This window comes from Methanobrevibacter sp. (assembly GCF_045220775.1).
GTDB lineage: Archaea > Methanobacteriota > Methanobacteria > Methanobacteriales > Methanobacteriaceae > Methanocatella.
In genome coordinates, this window is the sequence record NZ_JBGUWC010000127.1 from 1 (window position 1) to 21,609 (window position 21,609).

27 protein-coding genes and 1 tRNA gene are annotated in these 21,609 nt (G+C 36.1%); 6 read left to right on the top strand and 22 right to left on the bottom strand.

Annotation, left to right across the window (positions count from 1 at the left end):
* The 5 genes from hdrC to ACJROP_RS08455 form a co-directional block, all read right to left on the bottom strand.
* On the bottom strand, positions 1-495 hold a 495-nt coding region (hdrC, locus tag ACJROP_RS08435; protein WP_406535028.1), incomplete at its 3' end, for a ferredoxin:CoB-CoM heterodisulfide reductase subunit HdrC.
* 8 nt (positions 496-503) lie between these two features.
* Positions 504-1,757: a methanogenesis marker 16 metalloprotein gene (locus tag ACJROP_RS08440; protein WP_406535029.1), complete on the bottom strand. Its 1,254-nt coding sequence runs from the start codon at positions 1,755-1,757 to the stop codon at positions 504-506.
* 12 nt (positions 1,758-1,769) lie between these two features.
* A complete protein-coding gene (gene comA / locus ACJROP_RS08445; RefSeq protein ID WP_406535030.1) occupies positions 1,770-2,540 on the bottom strand; it encodes a phosphosulfolactate synthase in 771 nt (256 codons plus the stop codon).
* 139 nt (positions 2,541-2,679) lie between these two features.
* The gene (locus tag ACJROP_RS08450) at positions 2,680-2,967 is read right to left on the bottom strand and encodes a UPF0058 family protein (protein WP_406535031.1); all 288 of its coding nucleotides are present in this window, start codon (positions 2,965-2,967) and stop codon (positions 2,680-2,682) included.
* 331 nt (positions 2,968-3,298) lie between these two features.
* A complete protein-coding gene (locus ACJROP_RS08455; protein ID WP_406535032.1) occupies positions 3,299-4,021 on the bottom strand; it encodes a UPF0280 family protein in 723 nt (240 codons plus the stop codon).
* Between the two features lie 36 nt (positions 4,022-4,057).
* On the opposite strand from ACJROP_RS08455, the gene ACJROP_RS08460 reads away from it, so the two are divergent.
* The 4 genes from ACJROP_RS08460 to ACJROP_RS08475 all read left to right on the top strand — a co-directional run bounded on the left by ACJROP_RS08460 (position 4,058) and on the right by ACJROP_RS08475 (position 7,756).
* Complete coding sequence (locus ACJROP_RS08460; protein ID WP_406535033.1) at positions 4,058-5,434, top strand: 2,3-diphosphoglycerate synthetase; 1,377 nt, start codon at positions 4,058-4,060, stop codon at positions 5,432-5,434.
* A gap of 64 nt (positions 5,435-5,498) precedes the next feature.
* Positions 5,499-6,218 carry a methanogenesis marker protein Mmp4/MtxX gene (gene mtxX / locus ACJROP_RS08465; protein ID WP_406535034.1) on the top strand — a complete coding sequence of 240 codons (720 nt, stop codon included), beginning with the start codon at positions 5,499-5,501 and terminating at the stop codon, positions 6,216-6,218.
* Positions 6,219-6,229: 11 nt separating this feature from the next.
* Positions 6,230-6,994, top strand: a complete 765-nt coding sequence (gene uppS, locus ACJROP_RS08470; protein ID WP_406535035.1) for a polyprenyl diphosphate synthase — start codon at positions 6,230-6,232, stop codon at positions 6,992-6,994.
* A complete protein-coding gene (locus ACJROP_RS08475; protein WP_406535036.1) occupies positions 6,995-7,756 on the top strand; it encodes a TatD family hydrolase in 762 nt (253 codons plus the stop codon).
* Here ACJROP_RS08475 and ACJROP_RS08480 read toward each other — a convergent pair.
* The 5 genes from ACJROP_RS08480 to ACJROP_RS08500 are packed head-to-tail and all read right to left on the bottom strand — an operon-like array spanning position 7,753 to position 9,727.
* Positions 7,753-8,121 carry a hypothetical protein gene (locus ACJROP_RS08480; RefSeq protein ID WP_406535037.1) on the bottom strand — a complete coding sequence of 123 codons (369 nt, stop codon included), beginning with the start codon at positions 8,119-8,121 and terminating at the stop codon, positions 7,753-7,755. The two genes, ACJROP_RS08475 and ACJROP_RS08480, sit on opposite strands and share 4 nt — an antisense overlap.
* Positions 8,122-8,406 carry a hypothetical protein gene (locus ACJROP_RS08485; RefSeq protein ID WP_406535038.1) on the bottom strand — a complete coding sequence of 95 codons (285 nt, stop codon included), beginning with the start codon at positions 8,404-8,406 and terminating at the stop codon, positions 8,122-8,124.
* A gap of 31 nt (positions 8,407-8,437) precedes the next feature.
* Positions 8,438-8,821, bottom strand: coding sequence for a carboxymuconolactone decarboxylase family protein (locus tag ACJROP_RS08490; protein ID WP_406535039.1), 384 nt, complete (start codon positions 8,819-8,821; stop codon positions 8,438-8,440).
* Positions 8,822-8,837: 16 nt separating this feature from the next.
* Positions 8,838-9,335, bottom strand: coding sequence for a hypothetical protein (locus tag ACJROP_RS08495; protein WP_406535040.1), 498 nt, complete (start codon positions 9,333-9,335; stop codon positions 8,838-8,840).
* Positions 9,332-9,727 (bottom strand): hypothetical protein, encoded by a 396-nt coding sequence (locus tag ACJROP_RS08500; protein ID WP_406535041.1) that lies wholly within the window; start codon positions 9,725-9,727, stop codon positions 9,332-9,334. The genes ACJROP_RS08495 and ACJROP_RS08500 overlap by 4 nt, the downstream gene beginning before the upstream one ends.
* A gap of 98 nt (positions 9,728-9,825) precedes the next feature.
* Between ACJROP_RS08500 and cobM the strand changes: the two genes are divergently transcribed.
* The gene (gene cobM / locus ACJROP_RS08505) at positions 9,826-10,578 is read left to right on the top strand and encodes a precorrin-4 C(11)-methyltransferase (RefSeq protein ID WP_406535042.1); all 753 of its coding nucleotides are present in this window, start codon (positions 9,826-9,828) and stop codon (positions 10,576-10,578) included.
* Between the two features lie 28 nt (positions 10,579-10,606).
* Here cobM and ACJROP_RS08510 read toward each other — a convergent pair whose 3' ends face one another.
* The 11 genes from ACJROP_RS08510 to hypA form a co-directional block, all read right to left on the bottom strand.
* Positions 10,607-10,870, bottom strand: coding sequence for a zinc ribbon domain-containing protein (locus ACJROP_RS08510; RefSeq protein ID WP_406535043.1), 264 nt, complete (start codon positions 10,868-10,870; stop codon positions 10,607-10,609).
* Between the two features lie 74 nt (positions 10,871-10,944).
* Positions 10,945-11,727, bottom strand: coding sequence for a class I SAM-dependent methyltransferase (locus ACJROP_RS08515; protein ID WP_406535044.1), 783 nt, complete (start codon positions 11,725-11,727; stop codon positions 10,945-10,947).
* 163 nt (positions 11,728-11,890) lie between these two features.
* Positions 11,891-12,331: a hypothetical protein gene (locus ACJROP_RS08520; protein WP_406535045.1), complete on the bottom strand. Its 441-nt coding sequence runs from the start codon at positions 12,329-12,331 to the stop codon at positions 11,891-11,893.
* A 6-nt stretch (positions 12,332-12,337) separates the two neighbouring features.
* Positions 12,338-13,282, bottom strand: coding sequence for a methionine synthase (locus ACJROP_RS08525; RefSeq protein ID WP_406535046.1), 945 nt, complete (start codon positions 13,280-13,282; stop codon positions 12,338-12,340).
* Positions 13,279-13,593 (bottom strand): DUF1894 domain-containing protein, encoded by a 315-nt coding sequence (locus tag ACJROP_RS08530; protein WP_406535047.1) that lies wholly within the window; start codon positions 13,591-13,593, stop codon positions 13,279-13,281. Before ACJROP_RS08530 ends, ACJROP_RS08525 begins: the two co-directional genes overlap by 4 nt.
* Before the next feature lies 1 nt (position 13,594).
* The gene (locus ACJROP_RS08535; protein WP_406535048.1) at positions 13,595-14,053 is read right to left on the bottom strand and encodes a DUF1890 family protein; all 459 of its coding nucleotides are present in this window, start codon (positions 14,051-14,053) and stop codon (positions 13,595-13,597) included.
* Positions 14,054-14,064: 11 nt separating this feature from the next.
* Positions 14,065-15,147, bottom strand: coding sequence for a hypothetical protein (locus ACJROP_RS08540; RefSeq protein ID WP_406535049.1), 1,083 nt, complete (start codon positions 15,145-15,147; stop codon positions 14,065-14,067).
* 41 nt (positions 15,148-15,188) lie between these two features.
* A tRNA-Ala gene (locus ACJROP_RS08545) sits at positions 15,189-15,261 on the bottom strand.
* Between the two features lie 50 nt (positions 15,262-15,311).
* Positions 15,312-16,343: a DUF354 domain-containing protein gene (locus ACJROP_RS08550; RefSeq protein WP_406535050.1), complete on the bottom strand. Its 1,032-nt coding sequence runs from the start codon at positions 16,341-16,343 to the stop codon at positions 15,312-15,314.
* A gap of 20 nt (positions 16,344-16,363) precedes the next feature.
* A complete protein-coding gene (gene hypB / locus ACJROP_RS08555; protein WP_406535051.1) occupies positions 16,364-17,017 on the bottom strand; it encodes a hydrogenase nickel incorporation protein HypB in 654 nt (217 codons plus the stop codon).
* 18 nt (positions 17,018-17,035) lie between these two features.
* Positions 17,036-17,413: a hydrogenase maturation nickel metallochaperone HypA gene (hypA, locus tag ACJROP_RS08560; RefSeq protein ID WP_406535052.1), complete on the bottom strand. Its 378-nt coding sequence runs from the start codon at positions 17,411-17,413 to the stop codon at positions 17,036-17,038.
* 179 nt (positions 17,414-17,592) lie between these two features.
* On the opposite strand from hypA, the gene ACJROP_RS08565 reads away from it, so the two are divergent.
* Positions 17,593-18,732, top strand: a complete 1,140-nt coding sequence (locus ACJROP_RS08565; RefSeq protein ID WP_406535053.1) for an aldo/keto reductase — start codon at positions 17,593-17,595, stop codon at positions 18,730-18,732.
* Positions 18,733-18,737: 5 nt separating this feature from the next.
* Here ACJROP_RS08565 and ACJROP_RS08570 read toward each other — a convergent pair whose 3' ends face one another.
* Complete coding sequence (locus ACJROP_RS08570) at positions 18,738-21,587, bottom strand: DEAD/DEAH box helicase (RefSeq protein WP_406535054.1); 2,850 nt, start codon at positions 21,585-21,587, stop codon at positions 18,738-18,740.
* Positions 21,588-21,609: the final 22 nt, after the last annotated feature.

The following is a 21,609-nucleotide window of genomic DNA, read 5'->3' on the forward strand; positions in this document are numbered from 1 at the left end:
CGGCATCAATGGAGGGTCCAATTCCAATTCTTTTCTGATTTCATCCAGATTTTGCCTAAATTCCCACCATCCAGGAACGTCACGGTCTATATCTGCGAAAAATATTTCCGGAATAGCACCAATGGCCGCCGTAAAATATGAATCTGCAAAACCCATATATTCGTAAAGCTTATCGTATCCAATTCCGTTTTTTATGGCAAACTGCTTTAGAATCTGGTTGACTTCGCATACGCTGTTTCCCACAGGGCATACGCTGTGGCAGGTATAGCAATAGAAACAGTTCCAGATACATTCATCTTCAAGGATTGTCATATCTCCTTCTAATACCCTTTCTATGATATTCCTTGGATTGTAATCGGAATGGCGTGCTGCAGGACAGGTTGATGTGCACATTCCACATTGTACACATTTCAAAACTCCTTCCTCTTTTGAGTTTTTGACATCACAAATGATTTGTTCTGCAAAGTCAATCGGTGAATCAGTAATCTTTTGCATATAACCACCTATAATCTAAACTCTTGATTTTCAATCATTTTCTTTAATTTCAATGATAATTTATTAGCCCTTAGCCTATCGGATTGTCTGCATATTATCGGAACGTTGACATCTTTTCCATTGATTTTCAAATCAACGCTTCCGGTATTCATCCTGAATGATTGGTGGCGGCAGTAATTTGCACACATCCCACAGCCGAAACAATATGTGAGGTTTAATCTTCCTCTGGAAAATGCATTTGTCGGACAGATGCCTTCCACTGCACATTTATCACAGGTCAAGCAGTTTGAATCATCATATCTTGGCCTCAAGTCATAATTTCCCCATAGCTTGCCATAATCTGTTTCATCAAGTGGCAAATGACGTCCCTTAATGTCAGACACTGGAATGTCGACCATATCATCGGTTACAAGTAGGTTATTGTAAATCTCCTCTGTCAATACAGGTATTGGAATGGCTACAGTATCGTAAACTTCTCCGCCCTGACCTGTCTTGAATCCTCCAATGTAGTATGGATCCATTTCTGTAAGGTCTGCTGACAGCATCAGGTTCGGTTTTTCAGCAGTTGACCTTGTTCCATTGCCTAAAATATAACCTTGAGTTCCATTTAAAAGGACTTTTGTTCCTTCTTTTATTACATTTTGAGATATATCATTCTGAAGAGGGTTCAAATCTCCACATCCTGAAAATGTAAGGCCTCTCAAGTTTCCCTCAAGCGGCGTTGCAGCAAAAATTGATGAAACCTCTTCCTTGTTTGGGTTTGTGAATGCAGTATAATTTTTAAATGCCATCCTTGAACCGATGATTTGCGCTCTTGTGACATCAGCCATTGTTATTGTGTTTTCAATGGTCTTTCCGTCTGCGCTTTCGACCCTTACATCTATTTCTTTTCCTTCAAGCAGGTCCTTAAATAAGAATCCACCACCATAGCTTTCATCATGGATTGAATGTGCAGTTCCATAGATTATAACGTCGACTGATCCCAGCCACTCATTCGGACATGGCCCTGCATAAGCCGGAACCCCATTTAAATAAACCTCCCTGGCCCTTATGAATTCGCCTGGAGGTGAAATTATAAAGTTTAAAATGGCGGCCGTTCCGCTCATTACCCCGCAGGTACCGCATGTCACCACATCAACTTCCTCAAAACTTGGTGCATTATCGCTTCTAATGAGCTTTTTGAATTCTTCGGCTGTATAGATATTAGCTTCACCGTCGTTAATTTTCTGATTTATTTCGTCGATACTGCGATTATTAGTCAATTGAATACATCCTTAAATTTTTCCTAATGTATCTCCCCTTAAACCTCTTCTTAAGGTTTCAAGAGAAGTTATGTCATCACTTGAGATATTTCCTAAATTAACTGTGTTGCCAAATTTTAAAATGAAAAATACTTGCTGGTCCTTATTCGGAGCTTCCCACAGAATTCTTTTATTGTCAATTTCCTCAACGATAACGTCGATTTCATCCTCTTTTGCCTTGCCTGCACTATCAAAGATTCCGATGTTCTTTCCGCCTTCGCGGGCTTCCACAATAATCAATGATGAACCTGCATCCAGCTCGTCATTCATTTGTGAAATCCTCTCATCTATAGTTAGTTCCTTATCTAAAGTCGGGTCTTTCTTGCCTACTTCTGACAATACTTCAAACCCGTCATCCTTAGCCAGTCTGATGCATTCCAGTTTGTCTTCATGGGATATTTTGGTTGAACCATCTGAAATTTCAATTGCCGGAAAACCCAAATTGTGGGCTTCGGCAAAGAATTCTTCTAATTTATCCGCTTTATATGCCAATTCAAATAATGTTCCTCCGGTATATGGAGTTATGTCATGATTACTATACATTTCGACTTTAGCCTTGATTATATCCTGTTCATGTACGATTGAAGTTCCCCAACCGAATTTAAGATAATCGACATACTCTCCGGAAATATCCATTAGGCTGTCTGCAGTTTCAAGACCTAATCCTTTGTCCAAAACCATTGTTAGGCCACAATTTCTAGGTTTTTCTTCTCTTTTTTTGGATAAAAATTCAAATGATTTCAAAAATATCACTCATGCAAATTTAATTTATCAAATAATAAGTAATCAAATAAAGTATTTAAATATTATTAACGAATGCTTTTTAATCAAAAATAAAAGGGCGTTATATCAATAGAAAAAAAAATAAAAAAAAGTAATGAAATTAATCTGCATTAATTTCATTTACGGATCTTACCACTAAATCAGAAAGTGAGTTGCGAACATTTTCAGGAATACAATTATCCTCTTTTTCGGCTATTACCTGAGAGATTATTTTACATAAAACAAAAATGGCATGCTTATGTTCTGCCTTTGTCTTATGAATATGGTGTGGGCTTATCTTTAGTGTAATATATTCACTGCAATCATTCCTGATTTGGTCATCTTCAGCCAAATATTTTAAAACATATACTAAGAATTGGTGTAATTGTATCATTTCGTCCTTATACATAGATATCTAACCCATTAACTAATTTCATGTTAGTTAAACAAATAACTCTTTTTTCTATAAACTAATATTTAATAACTAATCATATTTAAATTTTGCATTCGAAATAGATTACTTGTTATATTTTTCTAACAAAATTCTGAATTTTTAAATTTTAGATTGGTAAAATGGAGATTTTTTATAATTGCAGTTCAATTTTGACATTAATTAACAAGTGCAGATAGATTTAACAAAATACAATTAAAGATTTTACTCGTTGATGAAAGAATCTGAAAAATGAGATTAATTAAAATGCGGAAAGTGATATTGAAATATATTTTTATTAATCATTACTTTAACCATTCGATACCTTGACATCGAACTCATCTGTCTCGACAATTTTCGGCAACCTTCCGACAGTTCCCACATAATCCTGCGAAATAATCAATACCCCTTCGAAAAATTCCCTATAGTTTTCACAGCACTCCAAAGCGTTTGAAAGCTTGTCTTCACTGGTTTCACCTTTAACCTCATTTGCAATTCTTGTTGCTAGACCGTCAGCTATTGAAGAGGAATTTGAAATTACAGTTACGCTATCCGCCTCGCCGAAGCTGATGGAATGGCCTATCTTGCCGGATGAAGTGCAGATTCCCAGAGGTTTCTTTCGAGCATTAATCTTAAATGCGATATCATTTCCCAAAACATGATTATTTGAATAGATTCCACATAAAACATCTTCATCATTGATTAATGCAATATCCCCTCCATTTTCAACTATGGAATACTTGGAATCATTGCCAATCAGATAATTCAAGGACAGCTCGGAAATTGTACCCGCAACACATGCCATTGGCCCGACATCAGCAATAGAAGAAGAAGTGACCATTGTCTTGACAATCAAAGGCAAATCATCATCAGTTTTAATGGGATCAATTGACAATAAAAAGTCCTCATTTTTTAAAATATAGTTTTTCAAATCCCTCCTAATTGAAAAAATATACATTTTCAACTCATGATTTTCCAAATCGGTTGTCAGGCGGATGTGTGTTTGGTCCAGGTCAATTTCTGAAAAATTCATATGTTAATATATACCATTAGAACTATATTAATTATCATGAAAGCCCTAAACAAAATGCTCTGTTTAGTTGATGGTGAACACTATCTGCCAGTCACTCAAGAAGCAATAGACACATTAAACAATTTAGAACACATCGATATCATCGGCGCCGTTTTTATCGGAGGAACCGAAAAACTCAGGGATGAATCACAAGATTCCTACTCCGAAAAATTAGGAATTCCTGTGCAGTTTGCAAAAGACAAGGACATTCCATATGACATCATTGTAGAAATGATTAGGAAATACGATGCAGATACAGTGATGGATCTAAGTGATGAACCGATACTCGATTATCCCAAAAGATTTAAAATCGCATGCAAAGTATTGAACGAAGGGATAAGTTATGAAGGTCCTGACTTTAAATTCGAACCAACATCACAATACGACATAATGGAAAAACCATCCATCACAATCCTTGGAACAGGAAAACGTATTGGAAAAACTGCAGTTTCCGGTTTCGTATCACGATTAATTGATAAAAACGGTTATGAGCCATGCGTAATAGCTATGGGCAGAGGAGGACCCGAAGAACCTGAAATAGTTCATGGAGAAGAGCTTGAAATCAATGCTGAATTCTTGCTTGAACAGTCCGAGAAGGGAGTTCATGCCGCCAGCGATCACTGGGAAGATGCATTAATGAGCAGAATTCTGACCATCGGCTGCAGACGCTGCGGCGGGGGAATGGCCGGCGAAGTATTCCTGACAAACATGAAGAAAGGAGCAAGATTGGCTAATGAAGTAGATTCCAAATTTGCCATATTTGAAGGCAGCGGAGCTGCAATACCTCCAATCAAAACAGATAAAAAAATAACACTTATCGGAGCAAACCAGCCAATCGAAAACCTGACTACCTACTTCGGACCATATAGGGTTGGACTTGGCGACCTTGTTATCCTGACAATGTGCGAAGAGCCAATGTGTTCAGATGAAAAGATTGCTCAAATCGAAGAGTTTGTAGCTGAAGTAAATCCTGATGCAACCGTCATATCAACAGTATTCAGACCAAAGCCATTGGATGACATTTCCGGCAAAAACGTACTGTTTGCAACAACCGCACCTGAAGATGTGAAAGACAAACTGGTTGATTATCTTGAAAGCAACTTCAAATGCAAGGTCATTGGAACAACAGCCCATCTATCCAACAGGCCACTTTTACGTGAAGACATGAAAAAATACCTGGATAAGGCCGACGTTATGCTGACAGAACTTAAAGCGGCAGCGGTTGACGTTGCAACAAAGGATGCAATAGCTGCAGGCCTGGAAGTGGTCTACTGCGACAACATCCCCGTTGCAATCAATGACACATATCCTGATTTAGCAGACTCCGTAATAAAATTGGTTGACTCAGCAATTGACAACTTTAATCAGAAATAGGATTTTAGAATTAACAATCAAATACAAAAATTAATTTATATATGAAAATACAAAGTATAATCTAATGAAGACAATAGCTATTGGTGTTGGTGAAAACGAAAATATTATACAAGCTTGTCATATTTTTAAAGAAAAACACCCAAAAACAAATTTAAAACTTATATATCGCGATGAAGACTTAGTCAAGGCAGTATTAGATGATAAAATCAATGGTGTCGTTCGTGGTTCCCTTCCAGCTTCAAATATCATGAGGGAACTAAAAGAAAACTATCCCAATATATCAAGAGCAACCTACGTCAATGGAGAAAAATATGAGTTTTTATTAACCCCAGTCGGTATTGATGAAGGTGAAACTGTTGAAGACAGATTTGAAATCGTCGAACACTGCATAGACTTTTTAAAAAGACTCGGAAAAAAACCAAAAATAGCAATACTTGCAGAAGGACGTAAAGACGATTTTGGAAGAGGTGATGAAGTTTCCAAATCAATAACTGAAAGTGAAAAATTAACTAAACTTATTGAAGAAAAAACCTCTGAAGAAGTCAAAAATTATTATATTTTAGTTGAAAAAGCAATGAATGACAACTGTAACATTATAATCGCACCAAATGGAAGAGTTGGAAACATTATTTTTAGAACTTTAGTTTTACTTAATTCCTGGCCAAGTTATGGTGCAGTAACCTTTGGTATGGATAATAAAATATACATTGATACCAGCCGAGACCAAAGTATCGAAGGTTATGTTAGAAGCCTAACCCTAGCTAATGACTTAGATCAACTTTAAAAGTGATTTTAATGGCAGAAAACATACTTTATAGAATTTATGAATGGTATATCACAAGAGGATTGGTACCTGAAAAAATGCCAAAACATGTAGCCATAATTATGGATGGAAACAGAAGATATTCCAAACTCCAAGGAAACGCTGATGTTTTAAAAGGTCATGAAATGGGAGTGGACACCTTAGAAAAAGTTTTAGATTGGAGTATTGAACTGGGCATTGAGATTATTACCGCATACGCTTTTTCTACAGAAAACTTCAATAGGCCAAAACATGAAGTGGAAGGATTGATGAAACTATTCGTCATTAACTTCAAAAAACTTGTAGACAATGAAAAGATTCATAAAAACGAAGTTAAAGTGCAAGTTGTTGGAAGAACAGAATTGCTCCCTGATAACGTTAGGGAAGCTATTAAAGAAGCAGAAGATGCAACTGCCCATTACAATAAAAGATTTTTAAACTTGGCTATCGGATATGACGGGCGTTTAGAGATTATTGATTCATTTAAAAAGATTATTCAAGATGTGCAAGACGGCAAAATCACAATCGATGATGTAGATGAAGAACTTGTAAGCAAAAATCTTTATACCGGAGGGCTTGACGACCCGAATCTAATCATCAGAACAAGCGGAGAAGAACGTTTAAGCGGATTCTTGCTTTGGCAATCTTCCTACTCTGAATTGTACTTCTGCGAAACATTATGGCCCGAACTCAGAAAAGTTGATTTTATAAGGGCAATCAGATCATATCAAGCAAGAGACAGAAGGTTCGGGACTTAAATGATAGATACACATTGCCATATTGATTTTAAGGATTTTGATAGTGACCGTGAGGAAGTTATCAAAAGAGCAAAGGACAAGCTTGACTATATTGTTGCATCCGGTTTTGACAAAACCAGCAATCAAAACGTTTTGGAACTTTCAAAAGAATATGAAGGTTTCATTTATCCTACTTTTGGTTTTCACCCGGTAAGCTCCCAAAATTCAACTGATGAAGAGCTTAAGGATGCTCAAAAGCATTTGATAGATAATCTTTCCAACATTGTTGCCGTTGGTGAGGTTGGAATGGATTACTTTTATGTTACCGATAAGGCATTGCGTGAAAGACAGCAAGAGATATTTACCAGTTTTTTAAATCTTGCAGATGAATATAAGGCTCCAATTGTAATGCATGTGAGGGACTGTGAAAAAAAAGCCGTCAATATCATCCAAGACTATGAAGATATTCCCTATTTTGTTTTCCACTGTTATGGGGGAAGCTTGAAAACCGCAAAAAGAATCATGAACATGGGAAATGCATATATGAGCTTTTCCACAATGCTATGCTATTCCCAACAACATCAGGATTTAATTAAAAAAATAGATTTGGACTACATTTTGACAGAAACTGACAGCCCATATCTGGCTATCACCAAAGAAGAAAGAAATGAGCCTGCCAATGTTGTCAATGCAGTTTATAAAATAGCTAAGATAAAGGACATTGACATCAGCACAGTTGATGAAGTTACCACCAACAATGCACGTAAAATCTTTAAGATCTAGAAATGAAGAGTGAAATTCAAATTGATCAATACATCCCTATTCTCTTTAACTGCTTCTATTTCCAATTCGAAATCAGTTAGATCCTGCATAACTAAGTTAATTAAATGCCAATCCAAAAGCGAATCGTTTAAAAATAATGTAAATTGATTTCTATTAATTTCAATATCTTTTCTACAGAACAATTTAAAGGCATAAAAATAGAGTTCCAATCTGAAAATTAAGTCTTCCTTATCTCCTTTACCATTGATGAAATACTCCTTCAAGTCTTCCTGCAGGATTTTTCCCTCATCGCCAACATCGGCTTTGAAGGTTTCCATTTCCACTAAATCATCCATAAGCTGCTGCTTTTCTTCATCACTATACATCTAATCACACAAGGAAAATCTTAGTTTAATCAAATTATACGGATTCGGCATGAAACTAGCTTTAAATCTATCAAAAACATCATCCAATTTTCTTAAAACATTTAACTCCAAATCATCTGGAATGATATAAAGTATAAATGAATTTTCAGTAATTTCAACGCCCAAATCATCAAGCAGAGGTATTTTAAGCTCACTGGTGAAAATGTATTTGTACATTATCAGCTGATAGTCATTGACCTCAACATTGTTTTTGATGATGTCTGCTAACTCATCCTGCAATTTCAAAGCTATTGAATCAAAAGTCTCTTGAGAAATTTCAATCCCTCACTGGAAGCAATCCTTTTTCATTAAACACTTCTTTTGCAGCCACTATCCCATTAATTGCTTTTGGAAAGCCTGCATAAGCGCTCATCTGCATTATTATTTCAACTATTTCAGTTGGGCTGTTTCCGACATTCAATGCTGCGCCGATATGGTCTTTGAGTTGAGGTATTGTTCCCAAAACTGTCAGTGCCGCTACGGTGCACAGTTCACGTGTCTTCAAGTCAACTTCAGGACGTGTGTATATTTCTGAGTATGGAAATTCAACAACAAACCTTGCCATATCCGGTGCGATGTCATCGATTGCTCCAAATATCTCATCCAGAGATCTCTCCTGAATGCCTTCAATTACTTCCTTTCCTTTTTCATACCTTGTCATGATTATACTTATATGGCTAAACCCATTTAACATTAGCTGTTGTGTAGACATAATGGGGTGAAAACACCGGATTGTATAATTTGTTTGTTGATGATGTTGAGTTAAAGGTAATCGCAATGGATTTTCTCAGATTATAATTAATCCTGTCGCCTATTGAGACCAGTTCCTTATTGTTGAATCTGGAGGATGTCTTCGCATATACCTTGAATTGGATTCGTTTCTTATCATAGTTAATGTCATGACCCTGTTCAGAATAGCTTATGTTTACTATTTCAACTGAATATGGATACAATAATCCTGCTTTTGAATTGGAATAATCCCAATAAGTGTCAGTTGAATAAATTCCGCTTGAGGAAGTTGCAAGTCCTTCGATTGCACCGCTTCTGGCGGCACTCATCGCCATGTTCAGCTCGCTTTCGCCTGCAATAAAGACAACTGCAATCATCAGGACGATTATTAGTGTTCCAAACAAAAACAATAGCTCTGAGCTCATCTGACCCTTATTGTCCATCATGTTATCACGATTTTTCTGTCATCTGCTTTTGTAATGCAATAGCTTCTCCCACTAATCAGTTTGTATCTTCCATCAATGTTTAAAAGCGGAAGCATGCTCTCTCCCTTTTTGCCATCATACTCTATCGTCAATTTTGACTTTTCAACAGTTATTTCAAAATAACCCTTATCGGAAGGCAGCTTGATATGCTTTGAATATCCAACACCATTTGAATTTACTTGACTGATTTGGCCCCCAACATAATCCAAAATCAGGCGATGGGATATGCCATCCTCAATATTGAAACTTGAATTAATTATTGATTCACTATAAAATAACATTCCTGAAGCAATAATTATAACTATAAATAATGAAAATATGTATTCAACTGAAATTAAACCTTTATTATCCATATTTCTTAATTATCTTTAAAATTAATAAAGTTTTCTCATTTTAAAGGTCAATTTTGATACATAATTATTAAATATGACTTGACATAAAAAATACAATCATGAAAGGAAAAGTTATATTCGTTGGTGCAGGTCCTGGAGACCCTGATTTAATAACAGTCAAAGGAAGAAAAGTTATCGAAAATGCTGATGTAATCATTTATGCCGGTTCACTTGTCAACAAAAATGTTTTATGCCCTGCAAAGGAAGGATGTGAAATTCACAATAGCGCATACTTGAATTTGGATGAAACCGATGCAATAATTACCGAAGCAGTCAATGAAGGCAAATTGGTTGCCCGTGTACATACCGGAGATCCTTCAATCTATGGTGCAATCGCTGAACAGATTCGTGAACTTAAAAAACATGACATCGAATATGAAATCATTCCAGGGGTAAGCTCCCTATTCGGTACTGCAAGTGTTCTTGAAGCCGAATTGACATTGCCTGAAATCTCACAGAGCGTTATCATTACACGTCCTGAGGGCAGGACTCCTAAACCTCGCGGTGAAAGCATAGCCAGCTTTTCCAAACACCATGCAACAATGTGCATCTTTTTGGGAATCAGCATGATTGATAAAGTGGTTGATGAATTGCTTGAGGGTTACGAAGAAACTACCCCAGTTGCAGTTGTCAAAAAGGCAACTTGGCCAGACCAGCAAATAATTAGAGGAACCCTTGCGGATATTGCACAAAAAGTCAAAGATGCCAATATTACAAAGACTGCAATGATTGTCGTGGGAGATGTCCTAGACCCAGGCGACTTTAATGCATCTAAGCTATATGACAAAAACTTTAAACACGAATATAGATAATTTTTTAAAAAAAAAGTAGTTTGGATGATTATTTCATCCATCTTTTCAATTTTGGAAACATTTCTTCAGACAGTTTTCTTGCTTCTTCTTCGCTCATGCCAGTGGCTTCAGCTGTTTTTGGAACACAAAAGTCAATCATTTCCTCCATGGTGATATCACTTGTAAATTCGCCATCTTGGTAGCAGTATTTGCAGTAGTCTTCACTTTTAGATCCATCCTTTTCGGTTCCGAAATCGTCATCATTCATCGGCATTGCACATGATTGGCAAAATTTCATATCTTCAAAATTCATTTTTACACCTAAGATTATATTGAATGTATGCTATAATATACTTTTTCCGAGAGCATCTGAAAAGAAAAAAAACATTATTTTTCAAGCACAGCAATATAATCCATTCTGTTTCGGATTAGCGGAATCCATGAGAATAACCTGACAATCGGCTTATAAACGTCCACCCCCTTAAATAGGTTAACATCACGAATCCATCTGAAGTTTGGATTGATTCTCAATAGCTCGCTGCCTTTCTTAAGGCCCCAAATGAATTTGGCGTCTGTATCCTCAATAGATTTTTCCTTGGTGTTCTTTACGGAAACCGGAGGCATTATTTCAACGAAGAGTGTGCAATGTTTGAAATTGTCATCAATTACCTTTAAGATGTCTGAAACGTCCTTTTCGTTCAGATACATTGTTAATCCTTCAATAATGAACAATAAATTTCCGCCGCTTATTTTAATCTCTTGAGTCCATTCAGGATTCATTGCTGAGTATGCAAGGGTAGTCACCCTTTCGCCATCTTCAAGGTATCTTAGTCTGAAGTTTGCAGAGTTTTCCAAATCAACATTATACCACCTGATTAGACCGTTATCCAGCCTGTCAAATCTTGTATCCATTCCGGATGCTATATTTACAATTGTTGAGTGCGGATGTTTTTTAATGTAATCTGAAACCATTTCATCAAGCACGATTGTTCTTGCAATTGTGCCTGTTTTCATCAATAAATCTTCATCAGCTAGTGTAAAATCATAGTCTATTTTAGATATTACCTCTACTGCTTTTTTATCGTAAAATTTTGGATTTTTTTCTTGAGAGTGCTGTGCTTTTGCATACAATGTTAAAAGCATTGTTTTTTCTACACCTTCTAAATTCATAACTTATCCTCCATTAGTTATTTAGTTATATATTAAAATTGGAGAAAGCATTATATAAATTTTTAGGTATGCCTAAATTTTTTATCTATGAAAAATAATTGCCGAATATTCAACATTTGATAGGAAACTTATAAAAAAAGTAGAATAGACCAAAAAATATTGATTAAATTTCTTTTTTATGATTCAAATGAATACCGATATGGCCAATTCCTAAAATTACGGAAGATACAATTAAAAACAGATTTTTTGAAGCGATTCCTAAAAAGAAAAAAGCGACAACAGGAAGTGTGGCGCCTGGAAGTGGAATAAAACCAAAATTGCCATACATATCCTTTAGAGTTCTTCCACTTTTGAAATATCTGACCCAATAAATCTCATACAAAACCATCAAAATAACTGCAATCCATAAAAGCCAAGAAAAATCATTTCCACAAAACAATGAAAAAACAACAACCAAAACTTGCCCGATTCTTTCAAAAATAACTAAAATCCTATTTTCAGTTCTAGAAGAATAATCAATAGGTTGATATTTACTCCAAATTATATTCGGAACAAACAACATGACTAAAAAGACTAATCCTACAAAAGAAAATTCAAAATTCATTGTAATCTATGAGTATTTGTCCTTAATTTCATTCATCAATTTTAGTTTTTCAAAAGCAACATCCTTTGGAGCCCTTCTAAGACCACAATCTGGATCAAGCAACAGATTATCTTTACCTACTATCTCAATTGCTTTGCTTACAAGCTCATCAATATCTTCAATATTGTCTACAGTATTGACTGATGAGTCTACGCAACCGAATCCCAGTTTTTTACCTTCCAAAAGACTTGCATTATCCTCCAGAACGCGAAGATTAACATTGTTTCCTGCAAATTCAAAGTCAAGTATGTCAACATCAAATTTGGCAATATCCTTAAATGCATCTTTTAGAATGCCGCATACGTGCATTCCTAAAGGAACCTCCAAACCGTCCTTAATGATTCCAATGGCTTCACGAGCGGTTTTCATATCAACCATGCCTGTTGATAGGAACGGTTCATCCAATTGGATATAAACGGGTTCGACTTTGCGAGCGATTGCATCAGCTTCAAACTTCAGACTGTGTGCCAAATCGATTATGGCATCCTCTTTGTTTTTGTAGAATGAAGTTATTCTGGAAGAGTGAACGATAGTATTTGGACCTGTTATTATTCCCTTAATCCCTTTGCCTTCCGGAATCTTGCCGCCATAATAATCGCTCATGACCTTTTTTGCATAAATCAAATCCTTGATTGAAATTTCTTGAGTTGGATTTCTAATCTTGCCGACTATGAACGTATTTCCATCCTCAATTTTCATTCCAGGAATATATTTTGTAAAAATAGAAACCATATCTCCCCTAACTTGACCATCGGAGATTATGTCTACTCCAGCATCAAGCTGAGCTATGACGCTGCTTTTAATAGCTTCCTTAAATGAGTCATAAGCACCGAAACTATTAAGCAATTTATCTTTAAAATTAGATGGAGAGCTTTCTGATGCTGGAAAGCTACCTACAACAGTTGACCTCATTTTTTATTACCAGTATCCAATTTTCTGATTTTTTCTATTTCTTCTTCAGTTATCGGCAATTCCACAACAGCGGTTCCATGACAAGGTTTAGTGTATGGAAGAAAAACAGTTCCTTTTTTATGGTCAAATCCGATTGGGATTGGCGGAATTCCAATAACTCTAACGCCTAAAACTTCATCACCGGGTTTAATATAGACAATATCATCAGCCTTATATCTGATAATCATTGCACAATCTTTAAATCCTGCTCTTGAAGCATGAATCTCATAATTATCTGATTGTTGAAGGTAAGTGTCCAAACAGAATGACATTTTATTCAAACTCCTTAATTGCTTTGTCAAATTTAACTTTAATCGGTGAAGGATTATGGAAAGCCCTAACTGCTGTAATTTTAGCGTTGCTTCCGCTTTCTTCAATCATATTGACAAATTCTTCTATTTCATCCGCATCCCTTGAAAATACTAATGCCAGAGATTTGCATTGCAATATTGAATCGAATGTTACGAAAAATGATGCTGCCGCATCCTTGTGAACAAAACCGATGAGCAAATCATAATCGCCTGGATTGATTTCACCTAAGGTTCTTTCCAAATCGACTAAATTAAGATTGTAATATCCTTCAGGGTCTGATATTCTTACTAATTTTGATGCGGCAGGATTAGCTGCAATTGTAGTATCATAACCCATTTTAGTCAATTTATTGAATACATAAACTGCCATCGGAGTTTGTGACGGGGTTTCGGGACATCCCAGTAATACTAAAGCTTTCATATGACTACCTCTTATGATCTTGATTTGAGTGTAACTACATTAGCCAAAATCAATGCACCTACAAAGATGAACGTCAATAACGCCATACCGTTGATGGACCTGTTAAATAAGAACATTCCAATTATTGCCTGAGCGCTGAATGCTGCCAAAGCACCGGTTAATAAAACTTCTCTTCCAAGGTATTTCTTGTTGTTTTTCTCTCTTTTTTCTCTGTAGATGTTTAATATTTTCAATCCTATCAGGACTGTTCCAAGCACAAATACCATTAATCCAACTAAACCTAAAATACCAAAGTCGAATCCCCAACCGAAGATACCTGGAAGCATATAATCGATTGTGTCCTTTTGATTAACCAATACTCCGAAAAACATTGGGAATGGTAAACCAAAGAAGAGTATAAACTGCATTGGAAGAGTAATGTAACCTTCAGCAAATGCCGTTCCTTCAGCACCCCAATAGGAAGCGTTAGCATTATGCCCAATTAGCTGAATATTGTTTAATACTGTCTTAATACTTGATAATGAGTATTGCTCAATCCTACCAAATCTTAAAAGCGGGGAAAAAATTGTCATGCCACTTATACGAGAGATGGCTTCAAGAAGAACAAAACCAACAGCAGCAGCTCCTAAAAACATCATGATTCTTCTCATTGTGAATATGGATTTTTCTCTGAAAGATTTTGAGATTATCAAATAACCTAAGAACAATCCTAATAACCATAACAATAAGAAGGACCTGTGCATTAAACCACCGAAGACTGTGATACCAATCAAGAACAAAATGACAAATCTTCTAAGCGGCCTTATATCGACTCCCGATTCCTTCATCACCTTCAGGGCAGCAAGAGCAGTTACAGCTCCAAGCAATGCCAGCGGCCCGAATGGGTGAGTAAATTCCGCTTGACTTGAAGACAATACAAGAAGTGCAATATCTGCTCCGAAGAGAAGAGTAAAACCTCCCATTAAAAACAAAGACAAAAAGGTCACTACACTAAGGGACAATGGAATCAAGTTAAGACAAAATACTAATGTAACAAATAGCATTACTCCTACTTCAACGATTAATTGTAAATGGTTTTGAGCAATCAACAACATATTTCAATCACAAATTTCATTTATTTTAAAAAAATATAAAATGGACTGACCGGGATTTGAACCCGGGGCCTCCGCCATGCCAAGGCGACGATCTACCATCTGAGCTACCAGCCCAAAAAAAATTAAATGTTATATTAATTATTTAAAATTAATACTATAAAAAACTATTTACCATTTTTTGCAAGGTCATATAAATTATCAATAATGACCTGGAATAAATCATCAGTTTTGACATCAATCTTTTGAGGAGGATTAACAATCAACTCCAAAGCCTTATGGATAATTTCATCATTGTCATGGGACCTATACATTAATCCATGATTGATGTAGTACTGATCAACAGATAATGTTTCACCGGGATAACATGAAATTACAGGAGTCTGCAAGATTGCGGCTTCCCTGTTCATTGTTCCGCCAGCGCCTATTACAAGATCACATTTTTTAATTAGACTGGATGTGTCAACAGGCGGTTTTAAGATTGAAACATTATCAATGCCTTCAAATATCTCTGCTTGTTCCTTAAATCTTGGAAGAATTAAAATGTTGGCAACATTTTTTAACTCATCAACAATCGGAGATAAGACTGATTTCCTGCAATCCGCATCAAGATAGGATGCGAGTGAAGGTTCAGGCCTCATTAAGATTGTTTTTGGATGATTTAACTCTAGATTTAAGTCATCGAAAACATTATCATTATATACAAAGCTTTTAAAATGCATCAATTCAGAGGTTCCGTCATAAGATATGATTGTGTTAGGATCCGCTCCAAATTTCATTAATTTCCACATGTCAATGATTTTTGGTGTAATAATCCTATCACATAAAGGAAGGGTCAATTTGTTAGCAGCAAGTGCGTGTTCGTTGTCTAAAACGTACAAACTCGGAATTCCTAAACCAAAACTGATTCTAGGAAGTTCGATAGAATGCTTGCTAAGGGCAACATCCACCTTTTCATCATGTATCACATCTACAAGATTATAAACTCTCGATGTGCTTTCCCTCAACTTATCATATAGACTTACACCATGCTTTCCAACTGATATGAAGTCAATCTCATACATTTCCAATAGTTTATGGATATCACCAAATTGTCTTGCTGTGACAATTACATCCTCACCTTCGGCTTCTAAATACTTAATTACATCTTTAAAAAACCTCACATGAGGTGCATTTGAAATGTCTATCCATACCTTCATGAAATCACCGAATCGCGAATTTATTTATTCATTGCTTCTTCAATTGCAGCAATAATTTCATCTAAACCGCAACCTTGTTTTAAACTGGATTTAATAACTTTAACATTAGGGTTTAATTTTTGAGCATCAGCGACCATCTTATCAGCATCAGCACCGACAGCATCTGCTAAGTCTACTTTATTGATTACAACAACATCTGAAGTCTGGAAAATAATTGGATGTTTTTCAACAGTGTCGTCACCTTCAGTCACGCTTACAACTACGATTCTTAAGTGAGAACCTAGTTCGAAGTCAACTGGGCAAATCAGGTTACCTACATTTTCAATGATTACCATATCAAGGTCATCCAATGGTAAATCTTCAAGACCATGGCCCACTAAGTGTGCATCCAAATGACATTCCTTACCAGTATTCAATCCCACAACAGGAACATTATGCTTTTCAATACGTCCTGCATCGAATTTTGAGATTACATCTCCTGCCAAAACACCAATTTTGTAATCAGTGTTGTCAATGATTTCTTCAACTAAAGTTGTTTTACCAGAACCAATCGCTCCGACAAAATCAACACAAAAGATTCCATTATCTTCTAGTTTATGTAAATTTTTATGAGCTAATTTCTTATTAGCATCCATAATGTTTTTTGCTACTTCTACATCAGCAACTTGGTGCATATTTCTTCCTCCGTCTACTTAAATATTATCTGGTTTTTCGATAACAATGTTTTTAACAACAATATCCTTTCCATCTAAGGTTTCTACACTCAAACTGTCGCATTTTGGACATTTAACGAGTGGTGCATAATGATCACTATCATCGAGTATGGCATTACCCTGAAAATTACAATCATAGCATTTGATTTCTGCAGGTATCTCCTCAAAATTAATTTTTGCATCTTCCATTATGGTATTTTCAATCAAAACGCCTAAAATGAATTGTAACTGTTCTGGATTTATCATGGCAAGCCTACCCACTTCGACAGTAACCTCAGTAACCTCAGTTGCATTATTTGCTTCGGCAGTATCTAATACTGCATTAATAATACCCTGAGCCATTGATAATTCATGCATTTTTGGACTCCTTATATAAATATTTAATATTTTAAATTTAGATTTGTTTATTAATAAAAGTATTTAATAATTGAATAAAATTAAGTAATACTTGCAATTTTTGTTTTTGGAAAAATAATGTTGCAATCAACAACATTTAAATAGGCTATTTTCTAAAAATATTCATAGGAGATAGTATTATGACTTACAAATCAAAATTCGGTTTTGGATGCATGAGACTTCCACAAACTGACGCGAATGACCCTACATCAATCGACCAGAACCTATTTAACAGAATGGTTGACATCTATATGGAAAAAGGTTTCAACTACTTTGATACTTCCTATGCCTATCACCAAGGTACCAGTGAAATTGCCATTAGAAAAGCCGTAGTTGAAAGGTATCCTCGCGAATCATACAAAATATGCGATAAAATGCCTACATGGGCATTAACCTCTGAAGAAGACAACGATAAATTCGTGAACGAAATGCTTGAAAGGCTTGGAATCGATTATTTTGATGTGTTTTTAGTCCATAATGTCAATGGCCCCTGGCTTAAAAATGCAAAAAATGCCAATACATTTGAATATGTCAAAAAAATGAAAGAAAATGGTATTGCGCGGAAAATAGGAATAAGCTTCCATGAAAAAGCGGATTTATTAAAAGAAGTTCTTGATGAATATGGAGAAATCTTTGATGTTGCCCTACTGGAACTTAACTTTCTCGATTGGGAAGATCCGTCAATCGAAGCACACAAATGCTATGACTTATGCGTAGAACATGGCCTTGACGTCTATGTGATGGAGCCACTCAAAGGCGGAGTTATCGTGAATTTATCAGATGACCTTAAAAATGAATTCAAAGAGTTCAATCCAGATAAATCAATAGCTAGTTTGGCAATAAGATTTTGCGCATCCCTTGAACATGTTAAAATTGTCTTAAGTGGAATGAGCAACATGGACAATTTGATTGATAACTGCAATACATATGAGAATTTTGAAGTCTTGAGCACTGAAGAACGTGAATTTTTAGAGAATATGGCATTAAAGCTTGCAGAAAATCTTGCAGTGCCTTGCAGCGAATGCGGATACTGTGTCGATGCATGCCCTGAAATGATTCCAATTCCGGAATACTTCAATTTGTATAATACAAGCAAAAATCAGCCGGAATCAAATATTTACAGATTATACTTTGACAAATTGGCCGATGAAAAAGTTCCAGCTAGCGAATGTACATACTGTGGAACTTGTCTAGACTATTGTACACAAAAAATAGATATTCCTGAAGAACTTGAAAAAGTCTGCGAGCATTTTGAGGAAGGCTTCAGTCCTTATGGATGAACTCCCTAAGAAATTCTCATCTTCAACTGCCTGACCATCTCACCATTCTTATTTATTTTACTGGCTTTTTTGTAATATATGACCGCTTTCGGGAAAAGTCCTGAGTGATAATAAATTAATCCCATCAATGCTAATGCTTCTGCATGCTTATCATCAAAATCCAGAATCTTTTCTAAAATTTCAGAAGAGGTATCCAAATCACCCTGCTCATACAAATCATAAGCCTCTTCATACAACGCTTCAACATCACCAATGGCATCAAACTCTTCTTCTTGAGGTTTATTTGTCAACAAAACTTCCAGTTCATTTGCAATCTTATTTGATTTATCTATCGCCAGCGCCTTTTTGACAAACAATAATGAAATATCCTTTTGATCTTGATTATATAATATTTGGGCCATTAAGGCAAGAGCTCCAACATGCTTTTTGTCATTTGCTAAAATAGAATTCAGGATATCCTTAGACGCTGAAAAATCACCCTGTTCATACAATTCCAAAGCTTCATCAAATTCATCCCTTTCGACCACTTCAACGATTATCTCTTCTTTATCGCTTGTGGCATCATTGGAAATTGATCTTTTCATATATTCCAAAATATACTTTGTAGCTCCTTTGTGAAGCGGTTTGTTATCATTACCACATTTCGGTGAGTAAATGCAAGCAGGACAACCGTCCTTGCATTGGCAATTGTTTAACAGGTCAATAGTGGAATCCAGCAGATCGACAAATACGTCCACTGCCTTTTCACAGATTCCAATTCCACCCTCATAACCATCATAAATAAATATTGTGGCTTCCTGAGTGTCTTCATGATAGTTTGTTGACACTCCACCAATATCAAATCTATCACACATCGTATGGAGTGGGAACAGTCCAATCAATGCATGTTCTGCACCATGAAGACCTCCGGCAAAGACTTCCTCTTCATTCGGAAACATTTCTTCCAAAGTGTCTTTTACATCCATCGGAATTGTAAACCACAATCCTTTTGTATTGAATTTAAGGGGAGGCAAATCCAGAGGATATGTTCCAATCGGCTTTGAAAAGTGCATTTTCTTATATTTGAAATAATCCTCGGTTACTGTCAGTTCTCCAAAATGAATTGTCAAATCACCATATTTCGTTTTGGACAATTTCTTTTTGATGTTGATTTCTGTTTTATTCAAGACCATTGTGTGGTAATCCACGGTTTTCTGGGAAACATTGACATATCCGCGAGCCAGATTAACGCTATTGACTACATAAGTGTCTCCCTTGTTAATCAGGATTGCACCTTCATGAGCTTCCCTATATACCTGTGAGCGCTCCATGGTCTCCAGGAGCATTCCATTATTCATTACCTTGAACTCTTCTGATGAAATCTGATCCAAGGAATGGTCCATTGCAGGATTGTCATCATATGGATACATAAAGTCTCCTCGATGATTTTCGAACAAATCCTTTTTGGAAACTAGCTCATCTACGAAGTTTTGTGAAATGCCGAAGTATTTTTCCGCTTCACCTCTTTTTAAGGGGAGTTCCTTTGCAGCGCACAACAAGTGAGCTTCCTGCAGAATAGGATTTGACAAATCAATGATTGCATTTTCATGAGGCTTGTCAAAGAAAAACTTTGGGTTGTTCATGAAATACTGGTCCAGCTGGTTTTCAAAAGCGATTAAAATAGCTAAGGATTTTTGATTGCTCCTTCCAGCCCTTCCGGATTGCTGCCAAGTTGATATCATTGTTCCGGGATAACCTGAAATGATGACCGCATCAAGAGAGCCTATGTTGATTCCGAGCTCAAGTGCATTTGTACAGGTAACTCCAAGATATTTGCCACTTTTAAGTCCGTTTTCTATTTCACGCCTCTCTTGGGGCTGATAACCAGCCCTATATGCTGCAATCCTATGGGCCAATTTTCCCTTGACCTGGGTCATGTCCTTTTTAGCCCACATTGCAATAAGTTCCGTGGTTTTTCTTGAAACAGTGAAGCATAAAGTTTGAATTCCCTTAAGCATCATGTACATGAAAATATTTTCTGTTTCCATATGCACAGATGGTGAATTTTGGGCATATGGATTGTTCCTTACATAATTTTGAAAGGGGTTATATAGAATAAAGTCCTTTTCTCCGCTAGGGGATGTGTCATCATCAACCAAAACAAAATCTTCACCAGTTAGCCTGTTGGCTAATTCAAGAGGATTTGCCAGTGTTGCCGAGGACAAGATGAACTGAGGATATGAACCATAAAAATTAGCTATCCTCTTAAGCCTTTTAATCAAAAAAGACACATTTGATCCGAATACTCCCTTATAGTAATGCGCCTCATCAATGACAATATATCGCAGGTTCTTGTAAAACCTTTCCCATTGATGATGCCATGACAATATTAAATGCAGCTGATAAGGGTTTGTTAAGACAATCCTTGAATTTTCACGAATTCCCTTTTTATCCCCTCTTGGAGTGTCTCCATCATAGGTTTTGGGGCTTATAGAAATGCCAAGCTGCTCTTCAAGGTTTTCCAAAACGTGCAACTGATCATTTGACAATGCCTTTGCCGGATAAATGTAAAGGGCTGTTGCATCCTTATCTTCAATCATTGTCTCCATAATCGGCAGGTTAAATGCCAAAGTCTTTCCTGATGCCGTAGGGGTCGTGATGATTACATTTTCACCATTCTTGATGGCTTCATATGTATCTGCCTGATGTTTGTATAGCTTTACATTCTTTGAATCCAAATAGTCAATAATCCTATCATTCAAGTTATCGACTTTTTTAAAGCTTGCCTTTTTAGCTGGTATTGTTTCAATATGGGCGATGTTTTCCCTAAATCTCACATCATTTTTAAACATATCAATATTGTTCACATCAGACATAATATCAGCTAAAATTAAAATT

Bases quoted from the DNA above. Each gene is read 5' to 3' on its own strand.
- ACJROP_RS08450 (WP_406535031.1), bottom strand. From the start codon at position 2,967: ATGTATAAGGACGAAATGATACAATTACACCAATTCTTAGTATATGTT.
- ACJROP_RS08455 (WP_406535032.1), bottom strand. From the start codon at position 4,021: ATGAATTTTTCAGAAATTGACCTGGACCAAACACACATCCGCCTGACA.
- ACJROP_RS08460 (WP_406535033.1), top strand. From the start codon at position 4,058: ATGAAAGCCCTAAACAAAATGCTCTGTTTAGTTGATGGTGAACACTAT.
- mtxX (WP_406535034.1), top strand. From the start codon at position 5,499: ATGAAGACAATAGCTATTGGTGTTGGTGAAAACGAAAATATTATACAA.
- uppS (WP_406535035.1), top strand. From the start codon at position 6,230: ATGGCAGAAAACATACTTTATAGAATTTATGAATGGTATATCACAAGA.
- ACJROP_RS08475 (WP_406535036.1), top strand. From the start codon at position 6,995: ATGATAGATACACATTGCCATATTGATTTTAAGGATTTTGATAGTGAC.
- ACJROP_RS08480 (WP_406535037.1), bottom strand. From the start codon at position 8,121: ATGTATAGTGATGAAGAAAAGCAGCAGCTTATGGATGATTTAGTGGAA.
- ACJROP_RS08490 (WP_406535039.1), bottom strand. From the start codon at position 8,821: ATGACAAGGTATGAAAAAGGAAAGGAAGTAATTGAAGGCATTCAGGAG.
- ACJROP_RS08495 (WP_406535040.1), bottom strand. From the start codon at position 9,335: ATGATGGACAATAAGGGTCAGATGAGCTCAGAGCTATTGTTTTTGTTT.
- ACJROP_RS08500 (WP_406535041.1), bottom strand. From the start codon at position 9,727: ATGGATAATAAAGGTTTAATTTCAGTTGAATACATATTTTCATTATTT.
- cobM (WP_406535042.1), top strand. From the start codon at position 9,826: ATGAAAGGAAAAGTTATATTCGTTGGTGCAGGTCCTGGAGACCCTGAT.
- ACJROP_RS08510 (WP_406535043.1), bottom strand. From the start codon at position 10,870: ATGAATTTTGAAGATATGAAATTTTGCCAATCATGTGCAATGCCGATG.
- ACJROP_RS08515 (WP_406535044.1), bottom strand. From the start codon at position 11,727: ATGAATTTAGAAGGTGTAGAAAAAACAATGCTTTTAACATTGTATGCA.
- ACJROP_RS08520 (WP_406535045.1), bottom strand. From the start codon at position 12,331: ATGAATTTTGAATTTTCTTTTGTAGGATTAGTCTTTTTAGTCATGTTG.
- ACJROP_RS08525 (WP_406535046.1), bottom strand. From the start codon at position 13,282: ATGAGGTCAACTGTTGTAGGTAGCTTTCCAGCATCAGAAAGCTCTCCA.
- ACJROP_RS08530 (WP_406535047.1), bottom strand. From the start codon at position 13,593: ATGTCATTCTGTTTGGACACTTACCTTCAACAATCAGATAATTATGAG.
- ACJROP_RS08535 (WP_406535048.1), bottom strand. From the start codon at position 14,053: ATGAAAGCTTTAGTATTACTGGGATGTCCCGAAACCCCGTCACAAACT.
- ACJROP_RS08540 (WP_406535049.1), bottom strand. From the start codon at position 15,147: ATGTTGTTGATTGCTCAAAACCATTTACAATTAATCGTTGAAGTAGGA.
- ACJROP_RS08550 (WP_406535050.1), bottom strand. From the start codon at position 16,343: ATGAAGGTATGGATAGACATTTCAAATGCACCTCATGTGAGGTTTTTT.
- hypB (WP_406535051.1), bottom strand. From the start codon at position 17,017: ATGCACCAAGTTGCTGATGTAGAAGTAGCAAAAAACATTATGGATGCT.
- hypA (WP_406535052.1), bottom strand. From the start codon at position 17,413: ATGCATGAATTATCAATGGCTCAGGGTATTATTAATGCAGTATTAGAT.
- ACJROP_RS08565 (WP_406535053.1), top strand. From the start codon at position 17,593: ATGACTTACAAATCAAAATTCGGTTTTGGATGCATGAGACTTCCACAA.
- ACJROP_RS08570 (WP_406535054.1), bottom strand. From the start codon at position 21,587: ATGTCTGATGTGAACAATATTGATATGTTTAAAAATGATGTGAGATTT.